Below are 15,728 nucleotides of genomic sequence, written 5' to 3' on the forward strand. Positions count from 1 at the left end.
CATGCGGCTCTACCTGCTCGCCCTCAACCCCACCGACTCGGTCACCGCCGGCTTCCTGCCCGCCGCCGCCCGGCTCGGGCTCGACGTCACCGTCCTGACCGACCACGCCGAACCCCACCAGAAGGCCTACGCCGGCCTCCCGTTCGCCGCACCCGAGGTGCTGGAGTGCGACGTCCGGGACTTCCGCGCCGTGATCAGCCTGGTCTCCCGCCACCACGCGCCCGACGCGGTGTTCAGCAACAGCGACCACCTGCAGACCGAGACCGCCCTGGCCGCCGAGTACTTCGGACTCCCCGCCAAGGACTGGAAAGCCGCGCTGCGGGCCAAGGACAAGGGCCAGCTGCGCCGCCACCTCGCCCTGACCGGCCAGGACGCCGTCTGGTCCGCCGAGTTGGCCTCCGGGCAGGACCCGGCCGAGCTGGAGCCGCCGTTCCCGTGCGTGGTCAAACCTCGCGAGGGAGTGGCCAGCGAGGACGTCACACTGGTCGCCGACGCCGCCGAACTCGCGCGCCGCTGCCGGGAGATCCAGCACCGGCGGGCCGGCGCGACGCTGGTCGTCGAGGAGTTCCTGGACGGCCCGCTGTGCACCCTGGAGACGCTCGGCGACGGCCGCCGCCGGCACGTCCTCGGCGGCTTCCGCACGCAGCTCTCCCTGCCGCCGGACTTCATCGAGGAGGTGCTGGAGTTCGTCCCCGCCCACCCCACCGAGGTGGTCGCGCAGGTGCTCGCCCAACTCGACGCGCTCGGCATCGGACTCGGCGCCTGCCACACCGAGTTCGTCGTGCAGCCCGACGGCCGCGCCCGGATCATCGAGGTCAACTACCGCGCCATCGGCGACCAGTGCGACCTGATGCTCGCCGAGATCCTCGGCGTCCCGCTCTTCGAGCACATCCTCGCCACCCACCTCGGCCGGGAACTCCCCGCGGACCTCGGCGCGCAGTGCGCCGCGACCCCGCGCCGGGCCCGCAACGAGCCGGTCTGCGCCGACCGGGCCGGCCTCCTCACCGCCGCCCCCGGCCCGTCCGACGAGGAGCGCGACGGCGTCCGGCTCGCCTATCGCCCGCTGCGCCGGCTCGGCGAGCGGCACGAGCACTACCGCACCAACCGCGACTACCTGGGCGTGATCTGGGCCGTCGGCGCCGACCAGGAGGCCGTGGACGCCGCCGTCGCCCGGTTCCGCGCCGCCAACCGCTGGGAGATCACCCCGTGACCGCCGACGAACAGCTCACCCTGCGGGTGCTCTCCGCCCTGCTGCGCGAGGACGTCCTCGGCCTGCGCACCCGCGGCGCCGTCGAGGAACGCGCGGACGGCGCCTGGATCACCGTCCCGGACGCCGAACTCGCCCTGCCCGTCGCCCCCGAGGGCTTCCAGTGCGAGTACGCCGCCCGGCTGCCCCTGCTGGAGCTGGCCGGGCGCCGACTCACCGGCCTGGACGCCATCGTGGCGGCCCTGGCCGACCTGGCCGAGGCCGAGGGCCGGCCCGGCTGGGCCGCTTTCGCCGAGGAGTGCCGCCAGACCCTCGCCACCATGGAACTGCACGAGCGCGCTCGGCCCGAGGTGCACGCCCGGCTCACCGACCTGTACGGCGAGGACCCGGCCGACTGGACCGGCCCGGCCGCCGCCCTCGGCCACGACACCCTGGCCGCCTACCTCGACCACCCCGTCTACCCGACCGCACGCGGCCGGGCCGGTCTCACCGAACTCCACCTGACCTCCTACGCGCCGGAGTTCCACCCCGCGTTCGAGCTGCGCTGGCTGGCCGTCCCGAGCGACGCCCTCACCACCCACGGGCGCCCGCTCCCGAGCTGGTGGCCCACTCCGGCCTGGCTGGGCCTCGCGGACGCCTGCCCCGGCGACGGCTGGACCACCCTGCCGGTCCACCCCCTCACCGTCGGCGCCCCGCTGGACGAGGCACTGGAGGCGGCCGGTCTGGCCGGCCGCACGGTGCTCGCCGAACGGCCCTACCTGACCGTCGTGCCGACGCTCTCCATGCGCACCGTCGCCGTCGCCGACGACCCCTCCTGCCACCTCAAACTCCCGCTCGCCACCGCCACGCTGGGCCGGCTCAACCGCCGCACCATCAAGCCCGGCACCCTGCTCGACGGCGCCGCCGGCCAGCGTCTGATCGAGGCCGTGCTGGCCCGCGAGCCGCGCTTCGCCGGTCGCGTCCTGCACGCCGACGAGCAGACCTGGGCACACGCCGGCCACGAACTGCTGGCCGTCCTGCTGCGCCGCTACCCCGCCGGGCTGGAGCGGGCCGTCACCGTCCCGCTGGCCGCCCTGCTGGCCCCCGCGCCCGGCGGTCGCCTGGTGCTCGACCACCTCGCCGACCGCTTCCACGGCGGCGACCAACTCGCCTTCTACGACTCCCTGCTGGAACTGCTGCTGGACTGGCATACCACGCTGTTCGACTACGGCATCGCGCTGGAGTCGCACCAGCAGAACACCTCCCTGGTGCTCGACGGCGACGGACTGCGCCTGCTCTACAAGGATGACGACGGCCCGCGCGTGCACACCGCCCGGATGACCACCCGCCTCGGCGAACTCGCCCCGACCCGAGCCGACTTCGACGACGCCCGGATCTTCGGCGACGACGACCGGGTGCTCACCGACCTGTTCACCACCATCACCGGCCACCTGTGCACCGGCGCGCTCGCGTTCGGCCTCGCCGAGCACCGGCGCGCCGAACTCACCGACGCGGTCGCGCTGTTGCGAAAGCGCCTGGCCGAGGCGGTGGACCGGATCGGGCCGGCCGGCGAGCCGCTGCGGACGGACCTGCTGGAGGCCGAACGCCTGCCGGTCAAGGCCATGGTCAGCGCCGGGACCCTGCTCAGCATGCAGCGCTCGGGCGCCGCCGACATCAACAAGCACTACACCAGCGGCCCCAACTACCTGCTGGCGAACGGGATCGCCCGTTGAGCGTGAAGACCGTCCCGCAGCGGTCCGGCCACCGGACGGACCACTGCGGCGGACTCGGCCGCCGCCAGGTGCGCGCCGTCGCCGCCTGCTACTTCGTCGCCTCCTTCGCCGCACTGGGCCTGCCGCCGTACCTGACCGCGATCCTGCCCGCGCTCGGCGATCCGCAGGCCCGGTGGGCCGGCGTGCTCTACATCGTCCCGACGGTCTTCAGCGCGCTCGGCGCACCGCTGTGGGGCCGGCTCGCCGACCGCTTCGGCCGCAAGCGGCTTCTGCTGCGCGCCCAACTCGGGCTCACCGTCTCCTTCCTGCTGGCCGGAGCCGCCGGCAGCCTGCCCGCGTTCACCCTCGCGCTGGTCCTCCAGGGCTTCCTCGGCGGCACCTTCGCCGCCACCAACGGCTACCTCGCCGCCGCCCTCGACGGACCGCGGCTTTCCCGCGCACTCACCCTGATGCAGGGCAGCGCACGGGCGGCCCTGGTGGCCGCACCGATCCTGGTCGGTGCGCTGTCCCCGTGGATCGACCCGCACCGCCAGTACCTGGTGATGGCCGTCCTCCCGCTCGCTGCCGCACTGCTGCTCTCCCTGCTACCCGAGCCGGACCGCCCGGCGGCCGCCCCCGCGTCAAAGGGCCGCGCCGAGCGGGCACCCGCCGCCCCGCTCCTCCCGCTCTACGTCTTCGAGTTCGTCTTCGTCTTCGCCACCGTCATCTCCTTCCCCTATCTCGTCTCGTTCGCCGAGCAGCGGCTTCCCGGCGTCTCCGGCACCACCACCGGCGTGCTGTTCGCCCTGCCGCACCTGTGCTACCTGCTGTTCGCCGCGCGGATCCACACGCTGTTCCACGCCCGCCCGCACACCGGCATCGCGCTCGGCTTCGGCCTCGTCGCGCTCGGCCTGGCCGGGCACGCCGTCGCGTACTCGCTCCCGGTCTTCGTCGCCGTCCGGCTGCTGCTCGGCGCCGGGCTCACGCTCGGCCTGGTCTGCCTCGCCGTGCTCGCCGCCGGAGCGGCCCAAGGGCGCGCGCCCGGGCGGATGTTCGGCACGCTCGAACTCGTCTCCAAGGGCGGCGCCGTCGCCGCCGGCGCCGCCGCAGCGCTGGCCAACGGGCAGTTCGGCGCCGCCGCGCCCGTGGTGGCCGGCACCGCCGCCGCCCTGCTGGCCGCCGTCGCGGCCACCGCATTATCCCTCCCGCCCCTCCACCAGCGCTGGAGTCGCCGATGACCCCCAAGCCGATGACCCCCGAGCCGATGACCCCCGAGCCGATCAGCCACAAGTCGGTCAGCCACGAACTGCCCACCGCCGACGACGCGGTGGCCCACACCCTGCTGAACTGCCTGCTGCGCGAGGTCTCCGCCCCCGAGCACCAGACCGCCGTGGCCGACGACCGCCTGCTGCTGCGCCTGCCCCGGCGCGGCGCCCTGCTGCGGATCGCCCTGCGCCGCACCTCGCTGCTCGGCGCGCACCGTTTCACCGGCCCGGTCGAGATCGAACGAGGCGACAGCTGGGCGGAGTTGGACTGGCGCGAGCTCGCGGAACACCTGCAGGACGAACTGGAGCTGCGCACCGGCACGGTGAACGAGGAGTTCCTCGGCCAGGTCACCTCCAGCCACGACGGCCTCCGGCAGAGCCTGAGCGGCCGCCCGGCCTCCGGACCGGACCGCTACCTGGAGTCCGAGCAGGCCCTGCTGTTCGGCCACCGCTTCCACCCCGCGCCCAAGTCCCGTTCCGCCGCCCGGGGGGACTGGCGCGGGTACGCCCCGGAATCCCGTGCGGCGTTCCCACTGCGCCACCTCGCCGTCCGCACCGAACTGCTCGCCGAGCAGTCCCTGGACAAGAGCGCGAGCGCCCTGCTGGACGGCCTCGGCGACGTCCCGGACGGCTACCGCCTGCTGCCCGCCCACCCCTGGCAGTACCAACTCATCGGAGACCACGCGCTGTTGCGCGACGCCCTGGACCGCGGGGACGTCCTCGACCTCGGGCCGCGCGGCGAGGAGTTCGCCGCCACCGCCTCGGTGCGCACCCTCCACGGCGCGGACGCCTTCCTCAAGTTCAGCCTCAACGTGCGCATCACCAACTGCCTGCGCAAGAACGCCGCTTACGAGCTCACGGGCGCCGTCGAGCTCACCCGGCTGCTCGCCCCCGCCCTCGCCGACCTCGCCCGGCGCTTCCCCGACGCGGCGATGCTGCGCGAGCCCGCGTTCCGCACCCTCGCCCTGCCCGGCGCCGACGGCCGACCCGACCAGGCGCTCTACGAGGGCTTCGGCCTGATCGTCCGCGAGGGCTTCGGCGGTGTACTGCGACCCGACGTCACCCCGCTGCTGGCCGCCGCCGTCGCCGACGAGCACCCGACCAGCTCCGCCCACATCTCCCGCCTGCTGGATGGGAGTTCGGATGCATCCCGGTCCCTGGACTGGTGGCGGGCCTATCTGGGACTGCTCATCCCGCCCGTGCTCGCCGCCTACTTCGACCACGGCGTGGCACTGGAGCCGCACCTGCAGAACGTGCTCATCGGCGTCGACGCCACCGGGCAGCCCACCCAGGTACTCTTCCGCGACCTGGAGGGCACCAAGCTCGTCCCCGAGCACAACGCCGACATCCTGGCCGCCCTCCCGCCCGAGGTCGCCGGGCCGATGACGTACGACGCCGAACGCGGCTGGGACCGGGTGGTCTACTGCCTGCTGGTCAACCACGTCGCCGAACTGCTCGCCGCCCTCGCCGACCGCCACCCCGAACTGGAGGGCGCCCTGTGGCAGGCGGTCCGGGACACCCTGGAGCAGTACGCGGCAGGCCACGGCCGCCCGCCCCGGCTGCGGGCACTGCTCGCGGGCGTGCCGCTGCCGGCCAAGGCCAACCTGCTCACCCGCTGGGAGCGCAAGGCCGACCGGCAGGCCGGCTACGTCCGCCTGCCCTCACCGCTCGCCGGATCCGTCCTCGCCCAGGCCACCCGCGCCTGCGCCCCCCTCTCCCTCGGGAGCGCCGCCCGATGACCGAGATCGTCCGCCGGCACGTCGCCGACCTCGCGCCCGACGCCCTGCCCGCCTACGTCTACGACCTGGCGGCGCTGCGCGCGCACGCCGCCACCGTCCGGGCCGCGCTGCCCGCGCGGGTCGAGCTGTACTACGCCGCCAAGGCCAATCCGGAGGCGCCGCTGCTGGCCGCGCTGCGCGACGCGGTCGACGGCTACGAGGTCTCCAGCGGAGGTGAGTTGGCGCACGTGCGGGCGGCCGTTCCGAACGCGCCGCTGGCCTTCGGCGGCCCTGGCAAGACGCCCGCCGAGATCGCCGCCGCCGTGGACGCCGGGGTGCACCGCTGGCACATCGAGAGCGAGCAGGAACTGCACCGGCTCGACGCCGCCCTCGCGGACCGGCCGGGCACGGTGGTCGACGTGCTGCTACGGGTCAACCTGCCGGTCGCCACCGGTGCGCTCGACGGGGTGGCACTCGCGATGGGTGGGCGGCCGACGCCGTTCGGGCTCGATCCGGACCGCGCCGAGGAGTGCGTGCGCCAGCTCATCGGCGACGGCCCCGGCGACGGACCCGGCGGCGGCGGCCCGCTCGGGCGGCAGCTGCGCCTGCGCGGCGTGCACGCGCATCTGGCCAGCGGGCTCGCGGCGGCGGAGCAACTGGCGGTCGCCGAGCAGATCGTGGCCTGGTCTGCCGAACTGGCCGAGCGGCACGGCTTCCCGCTGGGGGAGGTCAACGTCGGCGGCGGAATGGCCGTGGACTACGACGACCCGGCGACCCACTTCGACTGGACGGCCTTCGGCGAAGGGCTGGCCAAGCTGCTGGACGCCCATCCCGGTCTGACCCTGCGGATCGAACCCGGCCGGGCCCTGACCGCCCACTGCGGCTGGTACGCGACCGAGGTGCTGGACGTGAAGCAGAGCCACGGCGAGGACTTCGCGGTGGTCCGCGGCGGCACCCACCACCTGCGCACCCCCGCCACCCGGGGGCACTCCCAGCCCTTCGAGGTGCTCCCGGTCGACGCCTGGCCGCATCCGTGGCCGCGCCCCGCCGTCGCCACCGGCCGCGCCACCCTGGCCGGCCAGCTCTGCACCCCGAAGGACGTCCTCGCCCGGGCCGACGCCGACGGCCTGCGGGCAGCCGACCGGGTGCTGTTCGCGATGGCTGGCGCGTACGCCTGGAACATCTCGCACCACGAGTTCCTGATGCACCCGCACCCGGGGTTCCACTACCTGGGCGACTGAGGGCACCCCCGGACGACGGCCGGCAGGTAACAGATGACAGCCGACAGATTACAGATTTCGAAATCTGTCATCTGTTACCTGTCAGCTGTTACCTGTTATCTGTTCGCCGTTCCCTGTTCGCACCCCGCCGCCCGCCCGTCCGCGCGCCGGACCCCACCCGCGGGCCCCGTCCGCCCCAGGGGTCGCCGCAGGTCACCTCCGCACACTCGTGCGACAGTGGTAGGCAGCGAAGGGAGCGCGAACGTGCTGATGGACAAGGTGGCGGAGATACTCGCCGAGGCGTCGGCCGAGGTGGTGGAGCCGCGCTTCCGGGCGCTGGCCGCCGGCGAGGTGATGGAGAAGGCGCCCGGCGAGATCGTGACGGTCGCCGACCGCGAGGCCGAGGTGATCATCGCCCGCCGTCTGCGCGAACTGCTGCCCGTCCCCGTGGTCGGCGAGGAGGCGGTCTCCGCCGACCCCGAACTCGCCCAGGCCCTCCACAACGAGCCCGCCGCCTGGCTGGTCGACCCGGTCGACGGCACCGCCAACTTCGTCGCCGGCCGCCCCGAGTACGCCGTGATGTGCTCGCTCGTCCGCGGCGGGGAGACCGTCGCCTCCTGGATCTGGCAGCCCGCCACCGCCACCGCCTACTGTGCCGAACTGGGCTCCGGGGCCTGGCGCGACGGCGTGCGCCTGACCCGGCCGCCGGCACCGCGCGACGCCGCGAAGCTGCGCGGATCCGTGAAGAGCCGCTACCTCGACCCGGAACACCGCCGGCTCCTACAGGCCAACGAGTCGGCCTTCGGCGAGGTCTCCCCCGGTCGGCACGCCGCCGGAATCGAGTACCCGGACGTCGTCGAGGGCCGCTTCGACTTCCTCCTCTACTGGCGCACCCTCCCCTGGGACCACGCCCCCGGCTCCCTCCTCGTCACCGAGGCCGGTGGCATGTCCGCCCGGCTGGACGGCACCCCCTACCGCCCCGAGGCCCCCGGCTGCGAGAACGGCCTGCTGGTCGCCGCCGACCCGGAGACCTGGGAGCTCACCCGCACCACCCTCCTGAGCGACTGACCGACTCCCCACAGCACGCGCCTAGCCGGCCCGGTCCCCGTCGGCCTTCCGTCCGGCGCTCACCACCTCGCGCAGCAGTGCACGGACCTCCCCCGCCGTGGCGTGCGGGTTGAGCAGGGTGAGCTTGAGCCGCACCCGGCCCGGCCCCTCGCCCGGGAGTTCGGTCCGCCCGACCACCGCCCGCCCGGTGCGTAGCAGCAACCTGCGCAGGTTGCCGTTGAGTTCGTCGACGGCAGCTTCGTCGGTCAGGCCCGGCGGCCGGTAGCGGAACAGCACGACGGTCAGCGCGGGTTCGACGTGGAGTTCGAGCGACGGTTCGGCGCGGACGGCCTCGGCGGCGGACCGGGCGAGTTCGTGGCAGGCGTCGACGAGTCGCCCGAGCCCGTCGCGGCCGAGGGTGCGCAGGGTGACGGCGAGTTTGAAGGCGTCGGCCCGCCGGGTGGTGCGCAGCGAGCGGCCGAGCAGGCTGGGGTAGCCGGCCTGCTCGTCGTCGACGGGGTTGAGGTACTCGGCGCGGCGGGCGAGCGAGACGTAGGTCTCGGTGCGGCGGACCAGGAAGACGCCCGCGGCGGCGGGCTGCCAGCCGAGTTTGTGCCAGTCGAGGGAGACGGAGTCGGCACGGTCGATGCCGTCGAGGAGCGGGGCGAGCCGGTCGGAGAGCAGCGCGCCGCCGCCGTACGCGGCGTCGACGTGCAGCCAGGCGCCGTAGCGGCCGGCCAGGTCGGCGGCGACGGGCAGCGGGTCGATGCCTCCGGTGTCGGTGGTGCCGGCGGTGGCGACGATGGCGATCGGGGTGCGTCCGGCCCAGCTGGCCTCGGCCAGGGTCCGCTCCAACTCCTTCGGTTCCATCCGGAGTTGCCGGTCGACGGGGACGGTGGTGACGGCGCGCTCGCCGAGCCCGAGCAGGGCGGCGGCGCGCTGGACGGAGAAGTGCGCGGCCTCGGAGGCGACGATGCACGGCCGGACGCCGCCCGGGATGCCGTCCAGCTCGACGATGCCGTCCAGCTTCTGGTCCCGTGCCAGCATCAGTCCCATGAGGTTGGACTCGGTGCCGCCGGAGGTGAGGACGCCGGCGGCGCGGGCCGGGTCGTAGCCGACCAGGGCGGCGAGTTCGGCGAGGAGGGCGGTCTCCAGGGCGGTGGCGGCGGGGGCCTGGTCCCAGGAGTCCTGGGAGGGGTTGAGGGCACTGACCACGAGGTCGGCGGCGGCGGCCACGGCGAGCGGCGGGCAGTGCAGGTGGGCGGCGCAGGCCGGGTCGGCGGGGTCGGCGGCGCCGTAGGCGAGGAGTTCGGTGAGGCGGGCGAGCGCGCCGGGCCCGTGGGCGCCGGCCAGGCCGTCGGCGACCAGCGCACCGAGTTCGGCCGGACTGCCTGCGGGCAGCGGCCCGCCGCGCAGGGCGATGCCGTGGTCGAGCGCGTCGAGGACGGTGGCCAGCAACGGTCCGAGCGCGCCGGGCCCGCCGACGCCGCCCGCGAGGGCGTCCAACGGGACGGACCCGCCGGGCAGTCCGGCGGCGGCGCCGGAACCGCCCCCGGCCCCGTCTCCGGAGTCACCACCGGCCCCGGCTCGGGCGCCCGAGCCGCCTTCCGAGCCTTCCCCTGAACCGCCACCGCCCCCTCGCCCCGCGCTCATTCGGCGCCCCGGACCACGGGAGTCGCGGCACCCGCCGCAGCGGCGGGATCGACGGCCGCCGCGGCCGCGATCGCGTCGGCGAGCCGGTCGAGCACCGCGGCGACCTGCTCGTCGGTGATGGTGAGCGGCGGCAGCAGTCGCAGCACCGCGTCGTGGCGTCCGCCGAGTTCGACGATCAGCCCGCGCGCCAGGCAGGCCTCCCGGACCCGGCGGGCGAGCGCCGGGTCGGCCGGCCGGGCACCGCAGGCGTCCGGTTCGGCGGCGGGGTCGACGAGTTCGACGCCGAGCATCAGGCCGCGCCCGCGCACGTCGCCGATCACCGGCAGTTCGGCGGCGAGCCCGCGCAGCCGGGCGGCCATCCGCTCGCCGACGACGGCGGCGCGCTCGGTCAACCCGTGGGCGGCGACGTGGCGCAGGGTGGCGGCGCCGGCGGCCATGGCGAGGGTGTTGCCGCGGAAGGTGCCGGTGTGGGCGCCGGGGCGCCAGCCGTCGTAGTCCTCCCGGTAGACGACGACGGCGAGCGGCAGGCTGCCGCCGATGGCCTTGGAGAGCACCATGGCGTCCGGGACGATGCCGCTGTGCTCGACGGCCCACATCGCCCCGGTGCGCCCGACGCCGGTCTGCACCTCGTCGACGATCAGCGGGATGCCGCGTTCGGCGGTGATCCGGCGCATCTCGCGCAGCCAGCCGTCGGGCGCGGGGACGACGCCGCCCTCGCCCTGGACGGCTTCGAGGATCATCGCGGCGGGCGGGACGACCCCGCCCGAGGGGTCGTCGAGCAGCCGTTCGACGTAGGTCGCGGCGAGGTCGGCGCCGGCCTCGCCGCCGACGCCGAACGGGCAGCGGTAGCCGTACGGGTAGGGCAGCCGGACGACCTCGCCGCCGCTCGGCAGCGGTTCCTTGACGGCGACATTGCCGGTGAGCGCCAGGGCTCCGGCGGTCATGCCGTGGTAGGCGCCGGTGAAGGCGAGCGCCCCGGACCGGCCGGTGGCGGTCTGCATCAGTTTGAGCGCGGCCTCGACGGCGTCGGTGCCGGCGGGCCCGCAGAAGTGGATCCGGGCACCGGCGGCGAAGTCGGCGGGCAGGCTCTCGAAGAGGGCGCTGGTGAAGTCGTCCTTCTCGGCGGTGGCGAGGTCGAGCAGGTGCAGCGGGGCGCCGCTGTCGAGGGTGCGGCGGATCGCCTCCAGCACCACCGGGTGGTTGTGCCCGAGGGCGAGCGTCCCGGCGCCGGAGAGGCAGTCCAGGTAGCGCCGCCCGTCGGCGCCCTCGACGGTCATGCCGTGGGCCCGTACCGGGACGATCGGGAAGGACCGGGCGTACGTACGGGCGGCGGACTCGCGTACGCGCTGGCGGCGCAGGATGGCCTCGCCGGAGGCCGGGGCACCGGCGGCTCCGGCGACACCGGCGGCTTCGACACCTCCGACGGCTCCGGCGGCTCCGACAGTTCCGGAGGAGGAGGCCGGGGCCTGGGCGGGAACGGCGGCGAGCGACAAGGCAAACCCCCAGAAGAAGTTAGGTAAGCCTAACTTTACCGCCCCTGACCTGGCGGGATATCCCGGGGCCCCCAGAACCACCCGAGTGAGTGAACCATCCCCGGTCCTGCCAACGAGCGACCGGCGAAAAGGTCACGGCCCTCACCCCCGCCGACCCGGAGCCGCCCCGCCGCCCTTCCACCGGTAGCAGAGTTCCGGCCGCCCCACGCTCCCGTACTGCGGCTCCCGCACCGCCCGCCCGGTGTCGACGAGGTGTTCGAGGTAGCGGCGCGCGGTGATCCGGGAGACCCCGGCGGCGGCGCCCGCGGCGGCGGCGGACAGGCCCGTCGCCGTCTCTCGCAGCACGGAGGCGACGGTGTCCAGGGTGGGCGCGCTCAGCCCCTTGGGGAGGCTGCTGCGCTCGGGCGTGCGGAGCAGGGCGAACGCCTGGTCGACCTCGTCCTGTCCGGTCGCCTCGCCGGTGCGCCCGAGACTGTCCCGGTAGCGGGCGTAGCGCTCCAGGCGATCGTGCAGGGCGGCGGCGCTGAACGGTTTCAGCAGGTACTGGACCACGCCCGCCGACACGGCCTGCCGCACCATCGCCAGGTCGCGGGCCGAGGTCACCGCGATGACGTCGGTGGTGTGGCCGGCGGCCCGCAGCGAACGGCAGAGCTGGAGGCCGTGGCCGTCCGGCAGGTAGAGGTCGAGCAGGGTCAGGTCGACGGGCCTCCCGGCAGTGCGGGCGCGGTCCAGGAAGCGCAGCGCGTCGGCGCAGCTGTGCACCGTCCCGGCGGCGTGGAAGCCGGGTTCGCGCTCGACGTAGAGGGTGTGCGCGGCCGCGGCCACGGGGTCGTCCTCGACGACCAGCACGGAGATCCCCGGCCCGGCGGTCACCTCGGTCACCGCGACGCCCCTTCCCGCCGGCCCGGCTGTCCCGGCTGTCCTGCCCGGCCGAGTTGCCCCGGCTGCCCAGCCCGCCCCGGCTGCCGCTCACCGGATCGCGTCGGCAGCCCGGCGAGCGGCAGCCGGACGGTGAGCACCGCGCCCCGGTCGCGCCCGACCTCGACGCTGCCGCCGTTGCGCCGGGCGGCCTGGGCCACCAGCGCCAGCCCGAGACCGTGCCCGCGCACGTCCTGCTTGGTGCTCCAGCCGCGCCGGAACACGTCCTCGACGGCGGCCGGGTCGATCCCCGCCCCGGTGTCGGCGACGCGCAGCAGCAGGCAATCACCGCCACCCGGAGCCGCGTCACCGCCCGCCACGCCACCGCCCCCCGAGCCGCCGCCACCACCGCCGGCCGCATCGCCACCACCCGCGTCGATCCGTACGGTGACGGTGACCTCCGGGGGCACCGCGCTCTGCGCGGCTCCGGCGATGGCGGCGTCCACGGCGTTGTCGATCAGGTTGCCGAGGACGGTGATCAGGTCCCGTGCGGAGAGCCCGGGCGGCAGCAGCCCGTCGTCGATCCGGCTGTCGTCGGTGAGAGTCAAGTCCACTCCCCGTTCGGCCGCTTGGGCCGCCTTGCCGAGCAGCAGCGCGGCCAGCACCGGTTCGCCGACCGCCGCGACCACCCGGTCGGTGAGCTGCTGGGCGAGCGCGAGTTCGGCGGTGGCGAACTCCACCGCCTGTTCGTGGCGGCCGAGTTCGATCAGGGAGACGACGGCGTGCAGCCGGTTGGCCGCCTCGTGCGCCTGCGCCCCGAGGGCTTCGGTGAAGCCTCGAACGGAGTCCAACTCTCCGCTGAGCGACTGAAGTTCGGTGTGGTCGCGCAGGGTGACGACCCGCCCGAGGCCGGTGCCGATGGTGGAGGTGTTGAGCACCACCACCCGCTCGGCGGTCAGGTGCACCTCGTCCCGGACCGGCTCGTCGCCGAGCACGGCCGCGACCAGCGCCCGCGGCAGCCCCAGCTCCACGATCAGGCGCCCCTCCAAGTTGCCGCCCAGTCCGAGCAGTTCGCGGGCCGCGTCGTTGCAGAGGACCACCCGGTGCGCGCGGTCCAGCAGGACGAGCCCCTCGCGCACCGAGCGCAGGGTCGCCTGGTGGTACTCGTAGAGGTGGCTGAGTTCGGCCGGCCCCATGCCATGAGTGTGCCTCCGCAGCCGGGAGTTGGCGAGGTAGGTGCCCACGCCGCCGACCCCGAGCGCGGCCACCGCCACCCCGACCAGCGCGAGCAGCGGGCCGCTCAGCTGCGCGGAGATGGACTCCACCGTGAGGCCCGCACTGACCAGCGCGATCACCTGGTGCCGGTCGTCCAGCACCGGCGTGACCACCCGCACGGACGGTCCGAGCGTGCCGGTGTAGGTCTCGCTGCGGGTCTCCCCCGCGAGTGCCCAGTCGATGTGCCCGAGGAAGCGCTTGCCGATCTGCTCGGGCAGCGGGTGGGTCCAGCGCACACCCTCGGTGTCCATGACGGTGATGAAGGAGACGCCGGTGTCCACCCGCACCTGCTCGACGTACGGCTGGAGCACCGCGGTCGGGTCCGGCGCGGTGACGGCGGCCCGCACGGACGGCGAGTCGGCGACGGCGTGGGCGACAGTGGTGACCTGGCGACGGGCCGCGTCCTCGGCCCGGTCGGCGGTGAAGAGGTACGCGAGCACCGCACCGCCCGCCACCACGGCGGCGACGATGACCACCTGGACGACGAAGAGCTGCCCGGCCAGGCTGCGGACCAGCCCGCGGGGCGCCGGGAGCCGTCGGCGCGAGGGCGTGGGGGCGGTGCGCACGGACATGCCTGCCAGTGTGCACCACGCGCCCGGGGTCCCCCAGGGGCCCGCGATCGGTCGACGACCTGCCGACGGCCTCTCGACGGCCTGTCGACGAACGCCCCCGGCCCCGCCGCTCCCCACGGCCCGGCGGCACCCGGTCGTGAACTCTATGAACGCAAACGTGACCTCCGTCACGCCCAGGCCCGATAGTCAGAGCGGCCCACCACCCGGGGCCGCCAGGACCGCACGGCGAAGGAGCCGCAGATGTCGATCGTTGGAGCCGCACCGGCGGGGGGATCCAGACGCAGGGACCGGACCCACTACCTCTACCTCGCCGTCATCGCCGCCGTGATCGCGGGCATCGTGGTCGGGCTGGCCGCCCCCGGTTTCGCCGTGGAGTTGAAGCCGGTCGGCACCGGCTTCGTCAACCTGATCAAGATGATGATCAGCCCGGTAATCTTCTGCACCATCGTGCTGGGCATCGGCTCGGTGACCAAGGCCGCCAAGGTCGGCAAGGTCGGCGGCCTCGCCCTCGGCTACTTCCTCGTCATGTCGACCGTCGCACTGGCCATCGGCCTGGCCGTCGGCAACCTGCTGGAGCCCGGCGGCGGCCTGCACCTGACCGCCGCGCTCGCGAAGTCCGGCCACGCCCAGGCCGTCGCCGGCGGCGCCCAGTCGACGACCGACTTCCTGCTCGGGATGATCCCCACCACCACGTTCTCGGCCCTCACCGAGGGCAAGGTGCTGCAGACCCTGCTGGTCGCACTGCTCGCCGGCTTCGCCCTCCAGGCGATGGGCCCGGCCGGCGCCCCGGTGCTGCGCGGGATCGAGCACGTGCAGCGGCTGGTCTTCCGGATCATGTCGATGATCATGTGGGTCGCGCCGATCGGCGCCTTCGGGGCGATGGCCGCCGTCGTCGGGGCGACCGGCACGGCCGCGCTGAAGAGCCTCGCGGTCATCATGCTCGGCTTCTACGCGACCTGCGTGCTGTTCGTCGTCGTCGTCCTGGGCGCGCTGCTGCGACTGGTCGCCGGGGTCAACGTGTTCGCGCTGCTGCGCTACCTGGGCCGCGAGTTCCTGCTGATCCTCTCCACCTCCTCCTCCGAGAGCGCGCTGCCCCGCCTGATCGCCAAGATGGAGCACCTCGGTGTGAGCCGCCCGGTCGTCGGCATCACCGTGCCGACCGGCTACAGCTTCAACCTCGACGGCACCGCGATCTACCTCACCATGTCGTCGATCTTCATCTCCGAGGCGATGGACAAGCCGATGTCGATCGGCGAGCAGCTCTCGCTGCTGGTGTTCATGGTGATCGCGAGCAAGGGCGCGGCCGGGGTCACCGGCGCCGGGCTGGCCACCCTGGCCGGCGGGCTGCAGTCGCACAAGCCCGCGCTGGTGGACGGGGTCGGCCTGATCGTCGGCATCGACCGCTTCATGTCCGAGGCCCGTGCGCTCACCAACTTCGCGGGCAACGCCGTCGCCACCGTCCTGATCGGCCACTGGACCGGCGAACTGGACGCGGACCGCGCCCAGCGGGTGCTGGCCGGCGAGGAGCCGTTCGACGAGCGGACCCTGGTCGACGCACACGGCGGACCGGCCGCGGCCCCCGAGGCCGTCCCGGCGACTCCGGAAGCCGTCCCCACCCGGAGCGGCGCGGCCGCGGCCGCCTGAGCGGCCCCCTCATACGCCCCCGGTCCGGCGCCACCACCTCCCCCGGAAACGGCGCCGGACCGGGGGTTCCGCATGCCCGACGGGC

At 74.6% G+C, this 15,728-nt stretch carries 11 protein-coding genes; 7 read left to right on the plus strand and 4 right to left on the minus strand.

Annotated features, from left to right (window positions below; all coding sequences use genetic code 11):
• Window position 1: 1 nt before the first annotated feature.
• The 6 genes from ACIQVZ_RS04045 to ACIQVZ_RS04070 all read left to right on the plus strand — a co-directional run bounded on the left by ACIQVZ_RS04045 (window position 2) and on the right by ACIQVZ_RS04070 (window position 8,169).
• The gene (locus ACIQVZ_RS04045) at window positions 2-1,210 is read left to right on the plus strand and encodes an acetyl-CoA carboxylase biotin carboxylase subunit family protein (protein ID WP_402447021.1); all 1,209 of its coding nucleotides are present in this window, start codon (window positions 2-4) and stop codon (window positions 1,208-1,210) included.
• A complete protein-coding gene (locus ACIQVZ_RS04050) occupies window positions 1,207-2,919 on the plus strand; it encodes an IucA/IucC family protein (protein WP_402447024.1) in 1,713 nt (570 codons plus the stop codon). Before ACIQVZ_RS04045 ends, ACIQVZ_RS04050 begins: the two co-directional genes overlap by 4 nt.
• The gene (locus tag ACIQVZ_RS04055; protein WP_402447026.1) at window positions 2,916-4,136 is read left to right on the plus strand and encodes an MFS transporter; all 1,221 of its coding nucleotides are present in this window, start codon (window positions 2,916-2,918) and stop codon (window positions 4,134-4,136) included. Before ACIQVZ_RS04050 ends, ACIQVZ_RS04055 begins: the two co-directional genes overlap by 4 nt.
• A gap of 11 nt (window positions 4,137-4,147) precedes the next feature.
• Window positions 4,148-5,902 (plus strand): IucA/IucC family protein, encoded by a 1,755-nt coding sequence (locus ACIQVZ_RS04060; RefSeq protein ID WP_402447368.1) that lies wholly within the window; start codon window positions 4,148-4,150, stop codon window positions 5,900-5,902.
• Window positions 5,899-7,122 carry a type III PLP-dependent enzyme gene (locus tag ACIQVZ_RS04065; protein WP_402447028.1) on the plus strand — a complete coding sequence of 408 codons (1,224 nt, stop codon included), beginning with the start codon at window positions 5,899-5,901 and terminating at the stop codon, window positions 7,120-7,122. Before ACIQVZ_RS04060 ends, ACIQVZ_RS04065 begins: the two co-directional genes overlap by 4 nt.
• Before the next feature lie 249 nt (window positions 7,123-7,371).
• Complete coding sequence (locus ACIQVZ_RS04070) at window positions 7,372-8,169, plus strand: inositol monophosphatase family protein (protein WP_350875669.1); 798 nt, start codon at window positions 7,372-7,374, stop codon at window positions 8,167-8,169.
• A 21-nt stretch (window positions 8,170-8,190) separates the two neighbouring features.
• Here the strand turns inward: ACIQVZ_RS04070 and ACIQVZ_RS04075 are convergent, their stop codons facing one another.
• From ACIQVZ_RS04075 to ACIQVZ_RS04090, 4 genes are all read right to left on the minus strand, one after another.
• Window positions 8,191-9,654 (minus strand): pyridoxal-dependent decarboxylase, encoded by a 1,464-nt coding sequence (locus ACIQVZ_RS04075; protein WP_350875180.1) that lies wholly within the window; start codon window positions 9,652-9,654, stop codon window positions 8,191-8,193.
• A 143-nt stretch (window positions 9,655-9,797) separates the two neighbouring features.
• Entirely contained in the window at window positions 9,798-11,162 is a 1,365-nt protein-coding gene (locus ACIQVZ_RS04080) for a diaminobutyrate--2-oxoglutarate transaminase (protein WP_350875667.1), read from the minus strand.
• A gap of 273 nt (window positions 11,163-11,435) precedes the next feature.
• Entirely contained in the window at window positions 11,436-12,176 is a 741-nt protein-coding gene (locus ACIQVZ_RS04085) for a response regulator (RefSeq protein ID WP_350875178.1), read from the minus strand.
• Window positions 12,173-13,999 (minus strand): ATP-binding protein, encoded by a 1,827-nt coding sequence (locus ACIQVZ_RS04090; RefSeq protein WP_402447033.1) that lies wholly within the window; start codon window positions 13,997-13,999, stop codon window positions 12,173-12,175. Before ACIQVZ_RS04090 ends, ACIQVZ_RS04085 begins: the two co-directional genes overlap by 4 nt.
• Window positions 14,000-14,239: 240 nt before the next feature.
• Between ACIQVZ_RS04090 and ACIQVZ_RS04095 the strand changes: the two genes are divergently transcribed.
• Window positions 14,240-15,643, plus strand: a complete 1,404-nt coding sequence (locus ACIQVZ_RS04095; RefSeq protein ID WP_350875172.1) for a cation:dicarboxylate symporter family transporter — start codon at window positions 14,240-14,242, stop codon at window positions 15,641-15,643.
• Window positions 15,644-15,728: the final 85 nt, after the last annotated feature.

The organism is Kitasatospora sp. NPDC098663 (assembly GCF_044760075.1).
Lineage (GTDB): Bacteria > Actinomycetota > Actinomycetes > Streptomycetales > Streptomycetaceae > Kitasatospora.